The sequence below is a fragment of the Snodgrassella sp. CFCC 13594 genome, from assembly GCF_001590725.1.
In the GTDB taxonomy this organism is placed as follows: Bacteria; Pseudomonadota; Gammaproteobacteria; order Burkholderiales; family Neisseriaceae; genus Snodgrassella.
This window is the reverse complement of sequence record NZ_LQXR01000004.1, coordinates 39,231-59,439: the sequence shown is the minus strand read 5'-3', so window position 1 is coordinate 59,439 and position 20,209 is coordinate 39,231. Positions and strand designations below refer to the sequence as shown.

Annotated in this window: 20 protein-coding genes and 2 pseudogenes; 10 read left to right on the top strand and 12 right to left on the bottom strand. The window is 46.7% G+C overall.

Going from position 1 to position 20,209, the window contains the following annotated elements; all coding sequences use genetic code 11:
• Position 1: 1 nt before the first annotated feature.
• The 5 genes from A2F46_RS03975 (at position 2) to A2F46_RS03955 (ending at position 4,346) form a co-directional block, all read left to right on the top strand.
• Positions 2 to 1,051: a pseudouridine synthase gene (locus A2F46_RS03975; protein WP_066567009.1), complete on the top strand. Its 1,050-nt coding sequence runs from the start codon at positions 2 to 4 to the stop codon at positions 1,049 to 1,051.
• 181 nt (positions 1,052 to 1,232) lie between these two features.
• On the top strand, positions 1,233 to 1,721 hold the full coding sequence (locus tag A2F46_RS03970; protein ID WP_066567007.1) for a PAS domain-containing protein: 489 nt from the start codon (positions 1,233 to 1,235) through the stop codon (positions 1,719 to 1,721).
• Positions 1,721 to 2,467, top strand: coding sequence for a PhnD/SsuA/transferrin family substrate-binding protein (locus A2F46_RS03965; RefSeq protein ID WP_197457556.1), 747 nt, complete (start codon positions 1,721 to 1,723; stop codon positions 2,465 to 2,467). The genes A2F46_RS03970 and A2F46_RS03965 overlap by 1 nt, the downstream gene beginning before the upstream one ends.
• Positions 2,468 to 2,568: 101 nt before the next feature.
• Complete coding sequence (locus A2F46_RS03960; protein ID WP_066567002.1) at positions 2,569 to 3,564, top strand: tRNA-dihydrouridine synthase; 996 nt, start codon at positions 2,569 to 2,571, stop codon at positions 3,562 to 3,564.
• A complete protein-coding gene (locus A2F46_RS03955) occupies positions 3,561 to 4,346 on the top strand; it encodes an RNA methyltransferase (RefSeq protein WP_066567000.1) in 786 nt (261 codons plus the stop codon). The genes A2F46_RS03960 and A2F46_RS03955 overlap by 4 nt, the downstream gene beginning before the upstream one ends.
• Here the strand turns inward: A2F46_RS03955 and A2F46_RS03950 are convergent.
• Complete coding sequence (locus A2F46_RS03950; protein WP_066566998.1) at positions 4,343 to 5,179, bottom strand: aldo/keto reductase; 837 nt, start codon at positions 5,177 to 5,179, stop codon at positions 4,343 to 4,345. The two genes, A2F46_RS03955 and A2F46_RS03950, sit on opposite strands and share 4 nt — an antisense overlap.
• A 274-nt stretch (positions 5,180 to 5,453) precedes the next feature.
• Between A2F46_RS03950 and A2F46_RS03945 the strand changes: the two genes are divergently transcribed.
• A complete protein-coding gene (locus A2F46_RS03945) occupies positions 5,454 to 5,846 on the top strand; it encodes a tautomerase family protein (protein ID WP_197457555.1) in 393 nt (130 codons plus the stop codon).
• 153 nt (positions 5,847 to 5,999) lie between these two features.
• Here A2F46_RS03945 and A2F46_RS03940 read toward each other — a convergent pair whose 3' ends face one another.
• The 7 genes and pseudogenes from A2F46_RS03940 to yjgA all read right to left on the bottom strand — a co-directional run bounded on the left by A2F46_RS03940 (position 6,000) and on the right by yjgA (position 11,329).
• Positions 6,000 to 6,497, bottom strand: coding sequence for a DUF4442 domain-containing protein (locus tag A2F46_RS03940; protein ID WP_066566992.1), 498 nt, complete (start codon positions 6,495 to 6,497; stop codon positions 6,000 to 6,002).
• Positions 6,494 to 7,375 (bottom strand): folate-binding protein YgfZ, encoded by an 882-nt coding sequence (locus A2F46_RS03935; RefSeq protein ID WP_066566989.1) that lies wholly within the window; start codon positions 7,373 to 7,375, stop codon positions 6,494 to 6,496. The genes A2F46_RS03940 and A2F46_RS03935 overlap by 4 nt, the downstream gene beginning before the upstream one ends.
• Positions 7,376 to 7,520: 145 nt before the next feature.
• Positions 7,521 to 7,808, bottom strand: coding sequence for a DNA-binding transcriptional regulator (locus A2F46_RS03930; RefSeq protein ID WP_066566986.1), 288 nt, complete (start codon positions 7,806 to 7,808; stop codon positions 7,521 to 7,523).
• Between the two features lie 340 nt (positions 7,809 to 8,148).
• The gene (gene map, locus A2F46_RS03925; RefSeq protein WP_066566984.1) at positions 8,149 to 8,925 is read right to left on the bottom strand and encodes a type I methionyl aminopeptidase; all 777 of its coding nucleotides are present in this window, start codon (positions 8,923 to 8,925) and stop codon (positions 8,149 to 8,151) included.
• Positions 8,926 to 9,029: 104 nt separating this feature from the next.
• Positions 9,030 to 9,817 (bottom strand): annotated as a pseudogene (gene trpC / locus A2F46_RS03920) (indole-3-glycerol phosphate synthase TrpC).
• A gap of 5 nt (positions 9,818 to 9,822) precedes the next feature.
• Entirely contained in the window at positions 9,823 to 10,818 is a 996-nt protein-coding gene (locus tag A2F46_RS03915) for a YheT family hydrolase (protein WP_066566981.1), read from the bottom strand.
• Complete coding sequence (gene yjgA, locus A2F46_RS03910) at positions 10,808 to 11,329, bottom strand: ribosome biogenesis factor YjgA (protein ID WP_066567185.1); 522 nt, start codon at positions 11,327 to 11,329, stop codon at positions 10,808 to 10,810. Before yjgA ends, A2F46_RS03915 begins: the two co-directional genes overlap by 11 nt.
• Positions 11,330 to 11,465: 136 nt before the next feature.
• Between yjgA and pmbA the strand changes: the two genes are divergently transcribed.
• The 4 genes and pseudogenes from pmbA (at position 11,466) to A2F46_RS03890 (ending at position 15,438) form a co-directional block, all read left to right on the top strand.
• Complete coding sequence (pmbA, locus tag A2F46_RS03905; RefSeq protein ID WP_066566973.1) at positions 11,466 to 12,800, top strand: metalloprotease PmbA; 1,335 nt, start codon at positions 11,466 to 11,468, stop codon at positions 12,798 to 12,800.
• Positions 12,800 to 13,332 (top strand): annotated as a pseudogene (locus tag A2F46_RS03900) (disulfide bond formation protein B). Before pmbA ends, A2F46_RS03900 begins: the two are co-directional and overlap by 1 nt.
• A 24-nt stretch (positions 13,333 to 13,356) precedes the next feature.
• Positions 13,357 to 14,595 (top strand): DUF1615 domain-containing protein, encoded by a 1,239-nt coding sequence (locus tag A2F46_RS03895; protein WP_197457554.1) that lies wholly within the window; start codon positions 13,357 to 13,359, stop codon positions 14,593 to 14,595.
• A gap of 270 nt (positions 14,596 to 14,865) precedes the next feature.
• Positions 14,866 to 15,438 carry a hypothetical protein gene (locus A2F46_RS03890; RefSeq protein ID WP_066566967.1) on the top strand — a complete coding sequence of 191 codons (573 nt, stop codon included), beginning with the start codon at positions 14,866 to 14,868 and terminating at the stop codon, positions 15,436 to 15,438.
• Between the two features lie 224 nt (positions 15,439 to 15,662).
• On the opposite strand, the gene A2F46_RS03885 is transcribed toward A2F46_RS03890, so the two are convergent.
• The 4 genes from A2F46_RS03885 to lhgO all read right to left on the bottom strand — a co-directional run bounded on the left by A2F46_RS03885 (position 15,663) and on the right by lhgO (position 20,187).
• Positions 15,663 to 16,616, bottom strand: a complete 954-nt coding sequence (locus A2F46_RS03885) for a D-2-hydroxyacid dehydrogenase (protein WP_066566964.1) — start codon at positions 16,614 to 16,616, stop codon at positions 15,663 to 15,665.
• A gap of 72 nt (positions 16,617 to 16,688) precedes the next feature.
• Positions 16,689 to 17,417 (bottom strand): class II aldolase and adducin N-terminal domain-containing protein, encoded by a 729-nt coding sequence (locus tag A2F46_RS03880; RefSeq protein WP_066566961.1) that lies wholly within the window; start codon positions 17,415 to 17,417, stop codon positions 16,689 to 16,691.
• A 178-nt stretch (positions 17,418 to 17,595) separates the two neighbouring features.
• Positions 17,596 to 18,915: an MFS transporter gene (locus A2F46_RS03875; RefSeq protein ID WP_066566958.1), complete on the bottom strand. Its 1,320-nt coding sequence runs from the start codon at positions 18,913 to 18,915 to the stop codon at positions 17,596 to 17,598.
• A gap of 66 nt (positions 18,916 to 18,981) precedes the next feature.
• Positions 18,982 to 20,187 (bottom strand): L-2-hydroxyglutarate oxidase, encoded by a 1,206-nt coding sequence (lhgO, locus tag A2F46_RS03870; protein WP_066566955.1) that lies wholly within the window; start codon positions 20,185 to 20,187, stop codon positions 18,982 to 18,984.
• Between the last annotated feature and the right edge of the window lie 22 nt (positions 20,188 to 20,209).

Here is a 20,209-nt window from a genome sequence, read left to right as displayed (position 1 = left end):
TATGACCACCCCTAAAAAAATGACCAAGCGTCAAATGCGTGATGGCGTTGCCAGTCCATCTAAAACACCCAAAACACCACTGAAAAAAGCGATGCCATCAGCTGCTTCGCGTCGTGGCAAGGTTGGCCAGCAGGGAACTATTGCGCCTGCTTCAGGCAGCCATCCCTCGAGTGAACAGCCTAAATTGCAAGTATCCCGAGCCAAAAAACTGGTGGTGCGTAGCCCCAACCAGAAAATCCAAGAGCGGGCACGTGAACTAAAAGAACAACGCGTCAGCAGTCACGATATAGAGCCAATGCGTTTACAAAAAGCATTGGCTGCTTCCGGCGTGGGCTCGCGTCGTGAAATGGAGCAATGGATTACACAAGGTTTGGTGAAAATAAACGGTAAAGTGGCGCAATTGGGTGACAAAGTTGCACCCGACGATGAAATCAGTGTTCGAGGCCAAGCAGTTAAAATCAAATGGCCGGATCGGTTGCCGCGTATCTTGCTGTATTACAAACAAGAAGGTGAGATTGTCAGTCGAGATGATCCGCAAGGACGGGTGAGCATTTTTGATCGATTACCGCAAACCGCCAGCAGCCGGTGGGTGGCTATTGGCCGGTTGGACATCAATACCAGCGGTTTATTGATTTTGACTACTTCGGGTGAATTGGTGAATCGGTTTGCTCATCCCAGTTTTGAAGTTGAACGCGAGTATGCAGTTCGGATTTTGGGTGAACTGACAGACGAACAAAGACAAGCATTAACTGAAGGCGTGATGTTGGAAGATGGTTTGGCCAAAATCGAGCGGTTGTTTGAGCAAGGTGGTGAGGGTGCGAATCGTTGGTACAATGTGGTGATCAAAGAAGGCCGAAATCGCGAAGTTCGACGCTTATTTGAGAGCCAAGGGTTGACGGTGAGCCGGCTGGTTCGGGTGGGCTTTGGTCCCATCGGGCTGCCTGCGCGATTGAAGCGGGGGCAGTATTATGAATTGAACCAATTTGAGGTGGCCAATATTGTGCGTTGGGCTGGCATGTCGATCCCAGGGCAGCGCAGTAAAAGAAAATAATATGCTAATTAGATAGGTATTATCGGTGGTAAATATTGCCGAAATTTAATATATATCAAAAAAAAATCATTTTTTTTAAATCAGTTACTCTTTCTTCTTTTCATGTGGTCTACATGATGGCAGTATGAGTAGCTAAACGGCCATAAACGGCACATAGATTTTGATTTTTTGGGGGAAAGAAATGCTTTTACCTATGCCACTGCCACAGGTGGCGCATCGCACCTATGAATTGACTCATTATGATGGTCAAGTCCGCACTGTGTATTGCACGGAAGAAGAGAAGCGCTTTCCTGACGGTTGCTTGATTACCTCAACTACCGATTTGGAAGGCATCATTACCCATGCCAATGATGTGTTTGTGGATATGAGTGGCTGGACACGAGAAGAATTGATGGGTGCGCCGCATTATATTTTGCGCCATCCAGATATGCCGAGTGTGGCGTATAAAGATTTGTGGGACACCATCCAAGCTGGCCAAAAATGGCATGGATATGTTAAAAATCTGCGCAAAGATGGCGGATTTTATTGGGTTTACGCAACCATTATTCCTAACATTCGCAATGGTGTGATTCAAGGCTATACTTCTGTACGCCGCAATCCATCGCGCAGCAAGGTGAGAGAAATGCGTGAATTGTATGCCCAAATGAGATTGGCAGAAGGGAATCAATAATGTTGAATTTTTTGATTGCCCCTGATTTTCCACCGCAATATTTTGCAGGTTGGCATTTTCTCAATAATCGTCTACAACATGTACTATCACAACCCATCCATTTGTTGACACCCGCCAATGCAGAGGAAGAAAAAGCTGCCTTGGCCAGCGATTCTGTTGACATCATTTATGCCAATCCTTTTGATGCAGCCTATTTGGTGCGTGAACGCAACTACTTGCCAGTGGCTCGACCGGTCAATGTATCTGATGAAATGGTCATTGCCAGCAAAAGCGGATCTACATTACAGCAGCTCACAGATTTAAAACCAGGCACCAGTATTGTCTGTACCGATAATATTGATGTCAAATTGATTGGTTTGCGCTTATTGGAAGCTGTTGACTTAGAAGAAGGCGATATCAAGTGGCAAGCTGCAGATACCTTTCAAGCCGTGGCCCGAAAAATCATGAAGGGCGAAGTAGATGTCGGCTTCTTTATGGCTTCGGCGTATCATCATTTGTCGGCATTGACCAAGCACCAGCTGCATGTTTTGATTGAAAGCCGGATCAATGATTTATCGCACGTATTATTGGTACATCCTCGCTTAGCTGAGTTACAGACCCAATTACAGGAAGGCTTTGCGAACTTAAAAAATTCGGCTGAAGGCCAACATTTATTAAGCGAATTGGGTTTTAATGACGGTTTTGATGTGCTCAAACAAGAAGATGTAGAATTTTTGATCGACTTAATTGAAACGCTACGCGATTGAGGGCTGGCGGCAGATTACAAGTTGCTTACCTTTTTGTATAATATTGACTTGATTACACCCGTACCTTTTGGTGTCGGGTGTTTTTTATGGCCGTCGCATACATGAGCAATTTTCTTATTCCTTCCCCCCAACTTTATCTCGCACCCATGCAAGGGCTGGTGGATGACGTAATGCGTACTATTCTTACTCAATTGGGTGGGTTTGATGCTTGTGTGACCGAATTTGTACGCATTACGCACACGGTGCATTCTCGTGCAACATGGCTAAAATACATGCCAGAACTGGCAAACAATGGGTTAACGCCTGCTGGTACGCCAGTAACGATGCAGTTGCTGGGCAGCGATGAAGAGAACATGGCTGTGAATGCGCTAAATGCCGTAGCTTGCGGTGTGGATCGCATTGATTTAAATTTTGGTTGCCCAGCGCCCACGGTTAATCGCCATGAAGGAGGGGCCGTGTTGCTTCGGAATCCACACAAAATCGAATCCATTGTGCGGACATTGCGTCAGCGGTTGCCTGAAAAAGTGATGCTCAGTGCCAAAATGCGGCTGGGTTACGACAATAAGAATTTGGCCTTAGCGTGTGCCCAAGCGATAGAGGCTGGGGGTGCACAACTGCTTACCGTTCATGCCCGAACCAAAGTTGAAGGTTATCGCCCGCCTGCACATTGGTCATGGTTGGCCAAAATACGCCAGAATGTCCATTTACCGATGGTGGCCAATGGCGATGTATTCAGTTTGCATGATTATCGACTGATCCGCGACATCAGTGGCTGCGATGATGTCATGTTAGGGCGTGGTGCGGTGATGATACCTGATTTAGCGCGTCAAATCGCCAATGACAACGCTGGTAAATCAGTAATGCCTCTGTCTTGGGATGATTTATTGCCTTGGATTGCCCATTTTTTTCAGTTGTGTCGTTATAAAAGCGATAACCCTAAATTCGCCGTAGCACGATTAAAGCAGTGGTTGGGCATGATGAAATCAGTTTATCCGCCAGCCCTGATATTGTTTGAGCGGATTCGCACGTTGCAGCAGCATGATGCCATTGCCATTGTCTTGCGTGATGGCGCAAACCACAGTGAAATACAGTCATGAAAACAATTCATTCTGCAAGCAATGCCACTTTAAAGCAACTGGCAAAATTGTTGCAGCATCGGCGTGCACGGGTGCAAGCAAAACAGGCTGTCATTGAAGGGGTTCATCTATTACAAACTTTTTTGGCCGCCCAATGGCCCATCGTTCAGGTTTATGTGCCGCAACACCGATTACACCATAGCGAAGTAGCCACGTTACTTTTGGGGTTGCCTGAAGCACTAATCACAGTGGTTGGCGATACGGCACTGAGCAAAATCACCAGTCTTACGGATGCCGATGATGTGATGGCTGTGGTGGAGATTCCTGCGTTAGAAAATACCCCCATAACTGGCGACTGCGTGTTATTGGAGCGGGTTCAAGACCCAGGTAACGTAGGCACTATCTTGCGCAGTGCTTTGGCTGCAGGCGTTCATCAAGTTGTCTTGAGCCCCGATTGTGCCGATGTGTTTGCCCCCAAAGTGTTGCGTGCCGCCATGGGGGCGCATGCTCATTTACACCTGTTTCCAGAAACCGATTTAGCGCCTTGGTGTACACGCTATCAACATGCGATTCATGCTACTGCCCTTAACCACAGTGCAAAGGGACTTTATGGATTGGATTTACGGCATCCTTGCGCTTGGTTGTTTGGCAATGAAGGCGTGGGCATCAGCAATGACTTGCTTCAGGCAGCCACAGATAGCGTGATGATTCCCATGAGTGGTCAAACAGAGTCACTCAATGTAGCCATGGCTGCAACCGTGTGCTTGTTTGAACAGCAACGTCAGCGTTTATTGCTTGGTTAAAACTCTTCATATACTGCGGGGTCTTGCTGGTTGATGCGGCCTTCGGGCTTGTCTAATGTGGCAATTTTCGCCATGTCATCTGGGCTCAAAGAAAAGCCCCATAAATTCAAGTTTTGTTGTTGCCGCTGAGCACTGGTTGATTTTGGAATCGGAATAATGCCACGTTGCACACACCATCGTAGGATAATCTGCCCGCTGCTTACGCTATATTTCTGCGCCAGAGCTTGAATCATCGGTTCTTGAAGTACGGCGCCTCGTCCCAAAGGACTCCAGGCTTCAGTGATAATATGGTGCTGTTGGTGATAGGCCAGCTGCTTGGTTTGCTGAAAATAAGGATGCAGCTCGATTTGGTTTAGCACCGGCCACACGCCAGTTTCTGCAACCAATGTATCAATGTGTTCAGGTAGAAAATTAGACACGCCAATGTGTTTTACCCAGCCGCGTTTTTGTGCTTCGATTAATGCTTGCCATGCTTCTACAAACAAGCCTTGCTTGGGATTGGGCCAATGAATTAAATAGACATCGATTTCGTCTAAACCCATTCGGTAAACGGATTCAGCAATGGTGTCCAGGGCTTCGTTATAATGATGGTGGCGTCCGGGCAGTTTAGATGTCACCGTTAATTCATCACGAATAACAGAAGCATGACGAACAGCCATGCCTACTGTACCTTCATTTTCGTAGTTGAAAGCAGAGTCAATCAAACGAAATCCATGATCAATGGCTGCTTTGATTTCAGCTACACCATCAACCCCATTCACACGATAAGTGCCAAAGCCAATGGCGGGTAGTGCAAAGTCTTTTCGTAAGGAAAGCATCGGGATAGCGGACATTGATCACCTCAATTCAATATTTTGATTAAATGGATTTACATTCATGGTAGTACTTGGTAGAGGTCGAGTCAAAATATGGATTCTCATCGCTCTGGTATTGATACCTATGCCGGCTGTTCGCATGATGTTCATGCCAAAAGATAATTTTTCTTTCCTATGATATGGAAATACCTAAGCTAAGGTTCGGAATTTCCGACAATCCAATACTATTGCGGATGCAAGACTTCTCGGATAATGATTCAAGCAATTCATTCATGTAACTTACTAGGAGGAAATGATGCCATTGTTGCAATTTGATGTGATAGAAGGGCGCAAACCAGAAGTCATCAAAACCATACTGGATGTGGCACACAATGTTGTGCTGGAGGCTTTTGGCGTGCCTGAACGCGACCGATACCAATTGGTGAATGAGCACAAACCCAGCAATATGGTGTTTTTAGATACGGGGCTGGGATTTGAGCGCTCAACACAATTTATTCTGTTAAGGGTTTTTACCAGCCCGCGCAGTGATGAACAAAAACAATTGTTTATGAAACGATTAGCGGAAGAATTAGAAAAACACTGTGGCATTCGGGGTGAGGATTTGATGATATCGTTTATCAGTAATCAAAAAGGCGATTGGAGCTTTGGCTTTGGTGAAGCACAATACACGACAGGCACTTTGTAGTCATCGATTGGATGTTAGCTTATCCCTTTTATAAATGTGCATAGAATGCTGACGCTTTTGTTGGAACGCCTATTGCCATCATTATTCAAATCATCAAACAGGCTGCCTGAAGTTTTCAGGTAGCCTGTTTGATCTGTTTATTTTGGTGGTCCCTTATAATGAAGCGCCATCAGTCGAATGGGGTCGAAAAGCAGGTTTGAGGCGCACATATAAGGTGCGCGTAACCGTTGCAATGGTGTTGTTGTGGCTATCTTGAATTTGATCCACCACTTGGGGCAAGTATTTTTCACCGCTGGCCGTGTGCGTTTGAACGGAATGAAGCCATTCATCAGTGATGTGGCAGCAGACGCTGACTTGCCCTAATCCTGGTTTGATAAAATCAATGCTTGCTGATTTATCCCATACATAATATTTACCACCCATGATGCCCATTAACATAAGTGAGTAAATTGGATCGGTCATGGCAAATAGGCTGCCACCAAACTGGCTACCGTTGGCATTTTTGGTGCCAGGCCAATTCTTTAAAATGACTTTGCAATAGCGGTAATCTGAGCTTAGCTCAACAATTTTAATACCACTAAATAAGAACGGCGGCCACCAGTTCAGCACATGACGCAAACGGCTGGACTTTGCAAAAAGCCATTTTTTCATGCGGCACCTTCAGGCTGATTAAAAAAGAAAAATTTACAGCTCAGAAGAACATGGCTGGCTGTATGCAACGGTAGACCGATGGCACCATATTTCATTACAGCTAGTCCTAAGCTGCCGTTGGCTTGTGGAGCCTGATTGATGATTATTCCTACCTCTTCTTGTTGATCATTGAAAATGGCTTCGCCGTCTTGCAAGATACCCGCCGCATCAACCAACACCAAACCGCGTTTGACCTGACCTCGGTATTGTGCACGTGCAATGATTTCCTGGCCTGGGTAGCATCCTTTTTTAAAATGAATAGCACCCAATAAGTGCTGATTGAGCATTTGCGCAACGCATGTCTCGCTGCTGGCTGCATTGATCCAAGGTTGACCGTTTTGGATTTGGTGACAATACCACATCAATGCGTTTTTCTCGGTGTAGGCTGGTAAAGAAGCAGTGTTCCCTAACATCATGATGTTACCGTTGGGCAAGGTAATGCACCAGACATCTTGTTGCTGCTCTGTAGCCAACACATGTTGGGCCTGGCCAGGAATTTGAGGATCGGTCTCATCCACAGAACAGCATCCTGCAACTGCCCAATCAGGCATTTTTTCCAAAACTACTTGACTGCGCAATACAAATAAGCGCAAACGTTTCAGTAATGCGTCACATAAATCTGCAGCTGTAACCAGTAAAATATCATGACCTCGGTTCAGGACCAACACATTCGCCAGAACACGGCCTTTGGGGCTATTGTAAGTGGCTAAGCAGGCTGATCCGATCGGCAGATGATTAACGTCATTGGAAAGCTGGTTGTGTAAAAACGCGGCCCGATCATCGCCGCTCACTCGAATAATGCCAAAAAAAGGTAAGGTACTACATTGGGACTCCACCATTGCAAATTCCGCCTGAAGAAAATTAAGTATGCAGTTATTGTACGGTTTTTAAATCACAAAGAAAAATGGTTGCCGCAATGACGAGAGGATCGTATTACAAGCAACCATTTCTGATCGAGCAGCGTGCTGTCGAAGTAATGAGGATTTAGTTTTTGTTTTCTACTGCTTGCTTCAATTCAGCATACATATCTGGATATTTTGCCTTTAATGTTTCGGCAATTTGTAAATCAATTTTATTTAATTTACACAAATCCACCTGCTCAACATGCACTAAGCGCACCAATTCACGCACAGGCTTGGGCATATTTCTGCCTGCCTCATAGCGGGAACCACCAGATTGAGTGACACCGACCTGACTCCAAAATTCAATTTGGTTCAGGCCCAATTTTTTCCGAATATCACGGATGTTGTTGATTGGTTTGAAAGCTTTCATTTCCTTGCCTTAAAATAAAATATGTGTTTGTTTCTGTTTAAAGAATACCAACGGACTATCGGTTTTTATTGGTTTATACCACCGTATAGACACATTCCCCATAATGAGCTACCTGCGCCATCTCTCCAAACAGGCTCCTCTGGACTCATTGTCTAATGAAACATCAATTATGCCAAGCTTCTTTACATTATCTCTTGATTAAATATCAGAATTTTCAAGAATATTATTTTTTTTAATCGCCTTTAAATATTGAAATTATAATTTAATATGGCAGAATATTTCATAAATCTGAGATATCAAATGGTTACGAGGCTGACTATTGGTTAGCTGATCATATGCGTTATGGTTGATTGGTGGCTGGACTGATTGTCAAAATTTCATGCCCAGTTTCCGTAACCAATACTTCATGCTCCCATTGGGCTGATAGTTTGTGGTCTTTGGTCACCACCGTCCAGCCATCAGCCAAAATACGCAAGTGGCGCTTACCTTGGTTGATCATGGGTTCTACGGTAAATATCATGCCCGGTTCTAATACCAAACCTGTGTGGCGACGGCCGTAATGCAATACTTGCGGGTCTTCATGAAAGCCTCGGCCCACACCATGCCCACAAAATTCTTGAACGACAGAATAACCCGCATTTTCAGCTATTTGCTGACAAGCATAACCCACATCACCCAAGGTGGCTCCGGGTTTGACCACGCCGATGCCCGCCATCATGCATTCATGGGTGACATTAATCAGTCGCCGTGCTTGAGCGCTGATCTCACCAACGGCAAACATACGGCTGGAATCACCATGAAAGCCATCTTTGATGATGGTAACGTCGATATTGAGAATATCGCCATTTTTTAAAGGTTTGTCATCAGGAATGCCATGGCAGATAACATGGTTAATAGAGGTGCAGCAAGATTTAGGATATGGTGGGTTACCATATCCCAAAGTCGCAGGAATACCACCTTGAACATTAATATGATAATCATGGATCAATTGATCCAATTCACCGGTGGTTACGCCAGGCTTGATGAACGCGCCAATATAATCCAAACTTTCTGCAGCTAAGCGCCCAGCTATACGCATGCCTGCTATTTCTTCAGGCGTTTTGATGATCACAGCCATTGAATTTCCTCTTCATGATTAATGAATATATTAAAAATTATCTATGCACACAACAAAACCCATTATTTAAGTAATTCAGGCAGCCTTAAGGCTGCCTGAATGAATTATGCATGTACTAATTTTTGCAATGCTTCGGGAATGTTGTCGGAACGCATGAGGCTCTCGCCGATTAAAAAAGTGTTCACCCCATGCTGTTGCATGTAGCGGATATCACTATCATGAAACAGACCGCTCTCGGTTACCACAATTTTGTCGGCCAAATAAGGCAGCAGCTCAATGGTGTGATTTAGACTTACATCGAAAGTGCGCAGATTGCGGTTATTCACACCCCATAGGCGAGTTTGCATGCCCTGACATTTAGTTAACTCCGATTTGTCATGTAATTCCAACAAAACAGCCATTCCTAATTTATGGGCAATCTCTTCCAATTCAATCATTTGCTCTTTTTCTAAGGCTGCCGCAATCAGCAAAATGGCATCGGCGCCCCAAGCGCGTGCTTGATACACCTGATACGGATCCACAATAAAGTCTTTGCGCAAAGCCGGTAAAGGAGCGGCTACGCGGGCAGCACGCAAATAGTCGGCACAGCTTGAAAATAAGTTTCATCGGTGAGTACCGACATACAAGCTGCCCCACCAGCTGCATATGCTGTAGCAATGACACTGGGGTTGAAATCTTTGCGAATCAAACCTTTGGAGGGGCTTGCTTTTTTGATTTCTGCAATAATGGCGGCTTCGCCTGCTGCGTGCTTGTTTAAAATAGCACCAATAAAATCACGTGCAGGCTCAATCGCTTCAGCCTGTGCCCGTATCTCAGCCAATGGCATTTCGGCTTTAGCTTTGGTCACTTCTGAGGCTTTGGTGGCCAATATTTTGGTTAAAATATCACTCATATTATTCAGTCTTGACTCAATTCAAAAAATCGCAATACGGTATTGGGTAACCACTGTAAGTTTACACCTTGTTGACTATCGATAAATCCAGCATGGCCACCCTCTGCTGGTTGTAATAAATAAACTTGGGCAGATACGTCGGCATAATCGGGCAACGCCCAAGCCGGCATAAAAGGGTCGTTACGGGCATTCAATAGCAAAGTAGGGATGGTTATTTCAGGCAACAAAGGCTTGGCTGCGCTTTGGCGATAATAATCATAGCGGTCATGGAAGCCATGCACCGGTGCAGTAAAGCGGTTGTCGAAATCACCTAGGGAGCGACTGTGCATCACGCTATTCAAATCAATACCTGAATATGCTGGTGCTTCGGCTTTGACCTTAGGCAATAGGGTTTTCAAAAAATAAGGATTGTATAAATAGTAACTCAATCCTTGGTCCAATGCGGTGCTGGCAACAGGCAAATCTACTGGTGCACTGATGACTGCGGCCGCCTGACAAAGTGCAGAATTACCTTGCTCGGCCACATATTTGGCCAAGGCATTACCCCCCAGGGATACGCCAACAGCAAACAATGGGCGCTGAGGGTGTGCCTGATGCACCACCTTCAGCATATGTGCGATTTCAGCACTGTCTCCGCAGTGATACGCCACTGGTGCAGTATTGGGCACGCCACCACAGCCGCGGAAATGTGCCACACAACCTTGCCAATTGCGTTTTTCAATCTGGCTCATCAATGCACGCGCATAATGACTGTGGCTGCTGCCTTCAAGGCCATGAAACAAAACCACCACTGGTGCCGACGGCTTGCTGCTGTCTACCCAGTCATAGGCCACTTGTGTTTGGCCAGTACGATCATGGTGTAGTTCACGTCGGTAATTGGGTTGTGCCTCACGCAATGCTTTGGCCCAAATGGTTTGCAGATGGCCGCCGCGCAGCCAAGTGGGTGTTCGCAATGGGGGGAGTGCCTTCAGCGTTTGCTGGCGGCGTGCATCAGATGACATCGTGTTCATCAATTTGGCTTCGCAATTGCTGGAATAAAGCACGGTAAGCTTTGGGCGGTTTATTTTCAGCCTGCTCTTTACGGGCATTGCGGATCAGCGTCCGTAGAGTCGAAGCATCTATTTGTGGGTGTTGATCAATTAAGATCGTTAAAGCTTCGTCATTGGCAATCAAGCGTTCGCGCAGCATTTCCAGGCGTTGCATGTACGCATTATGGGCTTGGTTGTCGCCACGCAATTTGGCCAGATACAAGGCAATGGGTTCTGGATCGACCTCACGCATCAATCGGCCAATATATTGCACTTGGCGTTTTAACGCACTGTTGGAGTTGATTTTTTTGTGTTCCAATAAGGCTTGCAGCAAGGGTTCAGGCAACCCGATTTTTTTTAAGGTATCGGGCGCCAATTTGGTCAATGCCACACCCAAATCTTGCAAGGCATCCATTTGTTTTTTCTTTTGGGTTTTGCTGATCCATTGGTCGGCATCGTCATTTTCAAAAGGTGTGAGGCTCATGGGCATTCTGTAGGCATTGGTATTGTGTGCATTTTATCAAAATCGGTCCATTTTTTCAGCATTTATCCGCCAGTAAAGCCACACTTATGGCGATTGTGCGTGTTAAAATGCGCGCTTCTCCCGTTTAGAGTACAACATGTTTCATCACCGTTCGGAAGAGTTAACCTCTTTATGTGCAGGTGTTTTGGCGGAAGCACAAAGCCAAGGTGCCTCAGCAGCCGAAGCCGACATCAGCGAATCACTTGGGCAATCGGTTCAGGTTCGTCAAGGCGATGTGGAACACATCGAATATCAACAAGACAAGTCACTGGATATTACGGTCTATGTGGGACAGGCACGTGGGCGGGCCAGTACCGCGGATTTTGCACCCCAAGCCATCACGCAAACCATTCAAGCTGCTTTAAATATTGCGCAATTCACCGCTCAGGATCCTTGTGCGGGCTTGGCAGATGCTGATTTAATGGCAACGGAATTGGGCGACACTGATTCGTTTTACCCGTGGATGTTGAGTGTCGATGAGGCCATAGAGCTCGCCAAACGCACCGAAGCGGCAGCATTATCCACAGATGGGCGCATCAGCAATAGTGAAGGGGCCGGCACTCAAACTGACCATTATCAATATGTCTATGGCAATAGCCATGGCTTTCTGGCGTACCAACGTGGCACGCGGCACAGCCTCTCGTGCAGCGTGCTGGCTACTGATGAGCAAGGTATGCAACGGGATTATTGGTATGATGTCGCTCGCGATGCACGAGATTTAAGCAGTGCAGAAGACATTGGGCATATTGCCGCGGCACGTACGGTGCGACGTCTGGGCGCGCGTAGTGTGCCCACAGGGCGCTATCCTGTGATATTCGATGCCACCGTTTCAGGCAGCCTGATCGGTCATTTGGTAGGTGCGATTAGTGGTGGTGCACTGTACCGTCAAACCAGTTTTTTGGCTGATAGTTTGGGGCAGTCCGTATTGGCTCCGTGGGTTGATTTACAGGAAAGGCCTCATTTAAAAAAGGCGTTGGCCAGCACCTATTTTGATGCCGAAGGCGTGGCCACTCATGATAGAAATATTATTGAGCAAGGCCGTGTGGCTGGGTATTTTCTCAGTAGCTACAGTGCGCGTAAACTGGGTATGAACACCACTGGCAATGCGGGTGGCCCCCATAATTTGTATCTCAACCACACCCATGACACACAAGCTGACTTACTCAAAGATATGGGTACCGGCCTATTGGTCACTGAGCTTATGGGTCAAGGCGTAAATACCATTACTGGCGATTACTCGCGTGGTGCGGCTGGGTTTTGGGTAGAAAATGGGGTCATTGCGTACCCGGTTGAAGAAATCACCATTGCCGCGCAATTGCAGGACATGTTTCTGGACTTGGTTGGCGCAGCCGACGACGCATTGAAGCGTAGTGCTCATAAGGTAGGATCGTTGTGGGTGGCACAGATGACGGTGGCCGGGCAGTCAAATTAATGGCCGACCATGAAAATGATGGACAACATTCAACAGGAATGATGATGAAATTCAGACAAGCGATGTGGTGTGTATTTCTATTGGCTCTGGCGTGCAGTGCGGCTTCCTTGTTTGCCCAATATGTGATGGGATTGAACCCGTGTGTATTGTGTATCTTGCAGCGCATGGCGGTGATGAGTACAGCGGTGGTGGCTTTGTTGTGTGCCTTATGCCAGATAAGAGAGCATGGGCGCGTTTGTTACAATCATTGTTGGTTAGTATTCCATCTCTAGCAGGGCTGGGTGTCGCAGTGTATCAGATTTATATTCAAAGTTTGCCGCCGATGAAGCAGCCGTCTTGCGGTGCACCTTGGACTTTTCGTTTGCAAGATGCGCCTTTGTTTCAATGGTATGAGCCGTTGATTCGAGGAACAGGCAATTGTGGTGAAGTGCAGCGGGTGCTTGGGGTATCTTTGCCTATGTGGAGTTTGTTGTTTTTTGCTGTTGTGCTGCTATGGGTTTGGACCATGTGGTGGCGCAACCGCCGTGCTTGAAGAATAGATTGAATGAGAAGCCTGATGAAACCATTAAAATGCACTGTCCTCTGGCGCCGTTTGCTGGGTGTTTTCGGATTAAGCTTGGCCTTAGCAGGCTGTGGGGAACAGGCCATTTGGTCAAGCGGTGGCGATGCGCCCGATGATGACAGCGGGGTGATAAGTGTAAAGCAAATTGCCAAGTTAATCCCACAGCGGAATCATGCGATTGACAAATCATCTTGGGCCAATGACATCAGCAACATCATGGATGCGGAAAACATTGCCAAAACCCGTGAAAATGTTTGCAGCGTCATTGCTGTGGTTGACCAAGAATCCAACTTTGTTGCTAACCCAGAAGTACCTGGATTGGGCGCAAAAGCGATTGAGGCATTTAATAATGAGATGCCGCAAAAATTCAATGAACAATTTGGCCCAACATTAGGCCCCGCTGTGGCGCGCTATTTTACCTTTGTGTTGCGTAACGAGCCATCACCGGATAACAGTTTTATCAAACAAATGGCTTCGGTAAAAACCGAGCAGCAATTGGACGTCATTTATCGCCAAATCTATGAATATGTGACCAAGCAATTCTATGCGGTGCAACTGGCCAATGCGGCCAAATTTATGGGTGAAGACATTGGCGAACGCATGAATCCGATTACCACCATTGGTTCCATGCAAGTACAGGTTCAATACGCGCTTGAGCATCAACGCAATAAAATGGAAGTCAATGAACTTCGGGATTACCTGTATACCCAAGAAGGCGGCTTGTATTACGGCATTCATCGACTGATGAAGTATCCGGCAGCGTATGATAAATCGATTTACCGCTTTGCAGATTACAATTCGGGCATGTATTCCAGCCGCAATGCGGCTTTTCAACAAGACTTGAACAAGCTTTCAGGCAGCCAATTACCACTGGATGGCGATATGCTGTTGTACAACAAAGATGGCAGCATCCAAACCTTGCCGAGCCAAACTGAAACGGTCATCAACCAAGTGTCTGCCGATCATAATTTGGGTTTGAAAGCAGATCAAATTCACAAAGATTTGGTTGTAGAAAAACAACCTGAATTTGAACAAACTGCAACTTATCAAAAAATTGCCGCTTTGTATGAAGCCCAATTTGGCAAAAAACCTGTCTACGCCATTATGCCGCAAGTGGTGATTTCAGGGCCGAAACTGAGTCGCGACTTCAATACCAATTGGTATGCCAGCAACGTGAATCGTCGCTATGAAAACTGCATGCGCAGAGCAGGTGTGCACCACAAAAAAGGATAATCATATGCCTGCTCGGAGTGATGCACCCGGATAGCCGTTCGCACCTGATCAAGCAGCTTGACGGGCCTTGCCCCCGCTTACGATAATGACGCCAACGAAACATTTTGTGACCTATCCATCGGCAGAATTTTAGGCGGCCTAAATCACCAAAGGCAAGCCTCGGCAGAGGGAAGATAGGTCGGATTGGATAGCCGCCTGACTGTGCTTGAGCTGGGGGGCTAATTCAGGCGTTAAGCACCGGAGAATTAATTGATTTCAGGGAGTTGATACATGGACGAAAAACTACTCAAAATATATCGAGAATACGCAAGCACAGAAGAGGCTTTTGCCATTCTGCTTGTAAAAAAACATCTCGCGCAGTCCAAAGGGCACTGGGTTGATGTCACTAACTCTAGGCGCTATGAGAGGTCCACCGACCCCATGCATTTTCGGTTCATCGCAGGCGGCTTGTACAAGAGAAAAATTCAGCCCAAATATCCACCTCGCTCTGACTATACATTAAACGGAAAATTTGATGAGCGTGGTTACTATCTGATGACCCGTGCCATAACATGGGAAGCAGCATACACTGACATTGAGCAGCAGAAGGCGAAACGAATTATCCCACTTAAATTTGAGTTGCAAGGTGTTATCTATGACAGGAATGCTGGAAATAAAAATTTCTTTAAAGATGATGCGCCACCGGAGATTAAAGCCCTTGCTAACAATCTCCAAGATCGTACTAATCCATTATGGGAAAGGGCGCTGCAATATGCTAATGCGCCAAAGTTTGTATATGAGGTACGCAAAGTGCGGGTTTTCCCGTCCGGTGCCCAACAAACCATTCAAGCCGACGCCACTTAGCGGCGCGGCTTAATTCAGAGGTGTTAGGCGCTTGCGCTTCGCTGGTTGATTCTTTGCTTCGGTTGCCTGCTTGTTTTGCCGTTGCGTCGGCGCAGGCAATGCTGCGACTTTCTGGCATCGTTGCCGCGGTGGTCTAATCGTGCTTGCAGCCACGCTTAAAAATCCAGCTTGAATCAATCAAGCTGGATTTTTAATTTATTAGATAATTTGAATGAAAGAAATACTCACACACTATTTTGAGGCTCGCCCCGAACAAACGCATTGATATTTTCTTGTACCATGTCAAATAAGCGGCGCATGGCCTCTGCACTGGCCCAAGCCACATGGGGGGTTATGATGAGATTTGGCAGGGCTGCCTGTAATAGCAGGTTGTCAGAATGGGGCGGCTCTTCTTCTAACACATCGACGGCGGCGGCGCGCAGAAGCTTATTTTGTAATGCATGAAGCAAGGCTGCCTCATCGATTAATGCCCCACGGCCGACATTGACAATCACCGCGCTGTTGGGCAGTAAGGCCAATGCAGATTTATCCAATACATGATGAGTGTCTGCAGTAAGGGGGCAATGAAGAGACAAAACATCAGCTTGTGCTAAGGCTATATGAAAAGGAGTATAACCAGTTCGACATGTAGCAGCGTTTTTGTGTTCTGCCCAAATAATATTCATGCCAAATGCACGTGCCCGCGCTGCCACCGACTCACCAATACCGCCACGCCCTAAAATCACTAGGTTTTTGTGATTTAGGTCATGCATCGGCGCCCCGAAAAAACAGAAAAAAGGACTTTGCTGCCATTGGCCTGCGGCCACATCGGCTTGGTATGCTGGCAATTGCCGCATGGCGGCCAACATCAGCATCATGGCATGCTCGGCAACGCTATCGCTGCCGTAGCCTTTAACATTACAAACTGTGATGCCTTGCATTTTTGCGGCGGCAACGTCAATGTGTTCATACCCAGTTGATGCGAGCGCGATCAGCCTAATTTGTGGGTTTTGGCGTAGCAAATCAGCATCCATGGCTATGCCACCATTGATGATCACATCGGCTCGCGCCACACGTTCAGCAAGCATTCGCGGTGTAGTATGTGCATGAATTTCCATGGTGTGTGGAAATTCAAAGTGAAACTCATGTGGTGGCAATGCAGCCTGATCGAGTATCACCACGTGCAGGGTTGAAGCCATTACATCCCCCGTATGGAATAGGCTTTATGCAAATTTAGGCTGACTGGCTTGAGACAGCCTAAAAGGGTGCCATTAATCTGCAAAAGAAGGGTCCTCTTGGTATAACACCGTTTTCATTTCTTCGAAGTGGGCTTGTGAGAAATCACTGATGCCTTCCCAATCGCGTGCTGTTTTTTCGGCTACTTCATCGGCCAATACACGTATTGGTCGGCCCGTGGCATAGGCCTGAACCAAAATTTGACACGCGCGCTCTATGGTATACATGTCATCGAATGCTTCACCGATTTTTTTCCCTGCCACCAATATGCCATGATTCCCCATCATCAGTCGCGATTTATTGCCCAACAGACCAGCCAAGCGTTTGCCTTCGGCCAACGTATCGGCCATACCACCATAAAGCGTATCCACAGCCACCCGATTAAAATAGCGTGCGGTATTTTGTTCAATCGGTAAGATGGTTGGGTCGGCCAAAGTGGAAATGGTGGTGGCGTAAACAGGGTGTAAGTGCAATACAACCTTGATATCAGGGCGCTGTAAATGAATTTGCCCATGAATAGACCATGCGGTAGGGTCAATTTTGTCGGCCAAATTTTCAGGCAACTTATCAAAATCCAACAGTACTAAATCACTGGCTTTAATACGTGAGAAATGTACCCACTTGGGGTTGAGCAAAAACTGTTTGCCATCTTCAGAAACCGCCGCGCTGAAATGGTTGGCCACGGCTTCATGCATGCCCAGTTTGGCGAATAGGCGAAAGCATGCCGCCAAATCAATGCGCAATTGTTGTTCATGTTCCGTCATGGTAGCTGTCTTCCTCAACAAAATGGATGGCTTATTATAAGAAGCGAGGGGATTCTTGCCCATTTCGTTTTTCTGTGGCCTTGGCTCGTTTTTTCTGAATGTTGTACATCAATCTCGTGTACGCCCCAACAACCAACAGGCCACAAAGTGGCCTGTTGGTTGAGGTCATATCCAATGATTAATTTTTGTGTTGGGAGTATTTTCGGCCTTGGTCAAATAAGGCTGAAATGACCAAAATCACCGCAGCAACCGCCAAAATAATCACCACGCCTGTAGTGGAGTGGGTGGGTGAGTTGGCCACCATAGCCAGCCCGCCTAAAGGCGCCAAGCCACCGGCCACTGCGGTGCCAATTTCACGACCGGTGCCCACGCCAGATGAGCGGACTTTAACGGGAAATTGGCGACTCAAGAACGAGCCTTGCGGGGCAAACATCATGGGTGCCAGGATACCCGTGCCGATGGCAATGGTCAAATACACCATATTGGCTTCACCAGTTTCCAATAAAGCCATAAATGGGTATGCAAATAAAACTGATAATACACCGCCAATAATCAGCACCGTTTTGCTGCTCCACTTATCACACAACCAACCAAATAATGGTACGGCAAAAATAGCAATCAAACTGGCGATGGTCACCGACAATGAAGTCACATGTGCGGTTACCCCTTTGAATTGGGTCAAATACGCCAATGAGAATGTTTTGAAAATATAGCTTAGGGCGTTGTAGCCAATGGCTAGGAAAAACACCACAGCCAAACCATTCAAATTGTTTTTGAAAATATCGCGAAAACGCACGGTTTGGTGCTTTTCAACCACTTCGTGTTGGAATTCAGGTGTTTCAGGCAAGCTTTTCCGTACCCACATGCCCACACCAACCAGAATAATACTCAGCAGAAAAGGGATGCGCCAACCGCCATTGATAAGGAATTCATCACCGCCTAAAGTTAACAACCATACGGTCAATGATGACAGCAATAGACCCAAATTTAAGCCTAATGCTGGCCATGCACCTTGGCGGCCTTTGCGATTTGGTGCGGCATGCTCATAAGAGGTTACGGCTGCGCCAGCCAGCTCAGCACCCGCGCCCAAACCTTGAATAATGCGGATAATCACCAATAGGATGGGGGCCACTATGCCTATGCTATCGTATGATGGAATCAGGCCAATCAACGCAGTACAAATACCCATCAGACAAAAAGTGATGAACAGCATTTTTTTGCGGCCAAACCGATCCCCAAAATATCCGAAAAACATACCACCAATGGGCCTAGCCACAAAACCGATGGCGAACGTGGAAAACGACAAAAGAGCAGCAACGGTAGGGTCGGTATTGTCGAAAAAAACATGACTAAACACGATGGAGGCCATGGTGGCGTATAAGTAAAAATCATACCATTCCAGCATGGATCCAAAGATGGTAGCCGCTGCCACTTTTTTATTGCGTTGTGCGGCTTCTTGTTTGGTCTCTTGATGTATTGGTGGTACTGAATGCTGCATGGTGTTTCCTTTCTTGGTCTTTTGTAGGTGTGCCGAAGGCACTTATTGCTTTTAAATTGATTCGGGTTAGTGATTCATGATTTCGCGAACGATGTATTCCCCAATGGCCATTGATGAAGTTGCGCCGGGCGATGGAGCATTGCGAATGTGTGTGATATTGCCTTGTTGACGAATTACAAAATCATCTTCGAGATGGCCATTGGCATTCATGGCTTGTGCACGGATACCACGGGTAGCTGGTTTAATAGCCACGTGCCGCAATTTCGGTACGTATTTGGCAGCCTCTTTGAGAAAGTAATCGGGACTCAATACAGTTTTGCTTTCGCGTATTGTGGCGGCGCCATTTTTTAAAGCAAATTTCCAAAAGCCAGGATAAGACAGGTAATCCCACATGTCCTTGAGATTAACATGGCCACCTGCATAATCTTCACGGCCAAAGGCAATAAAAGCGTTGGGGCCAATGGTCATTTCTCCATCAATACGCTTGGTGAAATGGACGCCCAAAAAGGGAAATTGAGGGTCGGGTACTGGGTAAATCAAGCCTTTCACTTCATTTCTGGCGGTCGCATCAATGACATAATATTGTCCAAAAAAAGGAATAATTCGAGGTGTTTTTTCATCGCCGGATTGCTGAGCCAACCGATCAGATTGTAAGCCGCAGCAGCTAACTGCATAGTCAAAACGAGTTGGGTGTATTTGGTTGTTCTCCAGTTTGACCTCAATGCCATTGGGTGTTTGTGTGAGCGCATATACTGACTGTTGTAGTAAAACATCGCCGCCGCGGCTGATGATTTCGTTGGCCATGGTTTGGGCAATGATCTGATAGGACACAATGGCAGTTTCAGGGGAGTGTAGGGCGGAAACGCCAATACAATTAGGTTCAACCGATTGGATCTCTTGAGCTTCCAACATACGTACACCCGGCACCTCATTGGCGATAGAGCGTTGGTAAATGTTTTCCAAGCGGCCTTCTTCTTCGTGCGCCAGCGCCACCACTACCTTGCCACACTGATCATAGGGAAGCTGGTTGGTTAGGCAGTAATCACGAACCAATTCAACCCCACGTCGGCATAGACGCGCTTTCAGGCTACCCGGCTCATAATACAGCCCCGCATGCACCACGCCAGAATTGTGGCTTGACTGGTGCATGGCCACTGCCGCTTCTTTTTCAAATACGGTTACCCTAGCGTGTGGCTTATCCAGTAAAATCTGGCGAGCCACAGCCAAGCCGTTGATGCCGCCGCCAATAATGGCATAATGAATCTGATTCACCCTTTGCTCCTAAAACAATACT

Coding starts and splice junctions, on each gene's coding strand:
- A2F46_RS03975 (WP_066567009.1), top strand. CDS start 2: ATGACCACCCCTAAAAAAATGACCAAGCGTCAAATGCGTGATGGCGTT.
- A2F46_RS03970 (WP_066567007.1), top strand. CDS start 1,233: ATGCTTTTACCTATGCCACTGCCACAGGTGGCGCATCGCACCTATGAA.
- A2F46_RS03965 (WP_197457556.1), top strand. CDS start 1,721: ATGTTGAATTTTTTGATTGCCCCTGATTTTCCACCGCAATATTTTGCA.
- A2F46_RS03960 (WP_066567002.1), top strand. CDS start 2,569: ATGAGCAATTTTCTTATTCCTTCCCCCCAACTTTATCTCGCACCCATG.
- A2F46_RS03955 (WP_066567000.1), top strand. CDS start 3,561: ATGAAAACAATTCATTCTGCAAGCAATGCCACTTTAAAGCAACTGGCA.
- A2F46_RS03950 (WP_066566998.1), bottom strand. CDS start 5,179: ATGTCCGCTATCCCGATGCTTTCCTTACGAAAAGACTTTGCACTACCC.
- A2F46_RS03945 (WP_197457555.1), top strand. CDS start 5,454: ATGATGCCATTGTTGCAATTTGATGTGATAGAAGGGCGCAAACCAGAA.
- A2F46_RS03940 (WP_066566992.1), bottom strand. CDS start 6,497: ATGAAAAAATGGCTTTTTGCAAAGTCCAGCCGTTTGCGTCATGTGCTG.
- A2F46_RS03935 (WP_066566989.1), bottom strand. CDS start 7,375: ATGGTGGAGTCCCAATGTAGTACCTTACCTTTTTTTGGCATTATTCGA.
- A2F46_RS03930 (WP_066566986.1), bottom strand. CDS start 7,808: ATGAAAGCTTTCAAACCAATCAACAACATCCGTGATATTCGGAAAAAA.
- map (WP_066566984.1), bottom strand. CDS start 8,925: ATGGCTGTGATCATCAAAACGCCTGAAGAAATAGCAGGCATGCGTATA.
- A2F46_RS03915 (WP_066566981.1), bottom strand. CDS start 10,818: ATGTCATCTGATGCACGCCGCCAGCAAACGCTGAAGGCACTCCCCCCA.
- yjgA (WP_066567185.1), bottom strand. CDS start 11,329: ATGAGCCTCACACCTTTTGAAAATGACGATGCCGACCAATGGATCAGC.
- pmbA (WP_066566973.1), top strand. CDS start 11,466: ATGTTTCATCACCGTTCGGAAGAGTTAACCTCTTTATGTGCAGGTGTT.
- A2F46_RS03895 (WP_197457554.1), top strand. CDS start 13,357: ATGAAACCATTAAAATGCACTGTCCTCTGGCGCCGTTTGCTGGGTGTT.
- A2F46_RS03890 (WP_066566967.1), top strand. CDS start 14,866: ATGGACGAAAAACTACTCAAAATATATCGAGAATACGCAAGCACAGAA.
- A2F46_RS03885 (WP_066566964.1), bottom strand. CDS start 16,616: ATGGCTTCAACCCTGCACGTGGTGATACTCGATCAGGCTGCATTGCCA.
- A2F46_RS03880 (WP_066566961.1), bottom strand. CDS start 17,417: ATGACGGAACATGAACAACAATTGCGCATTGATTTGGCGGCATGCTTT.
- A2F46_RS03875 (WP_066566958.1), bottom strand. CDS start 18,915: ATGCAGCATTCAGTACCACCAATACATCAAGAGACCAAACAAGAAGCC.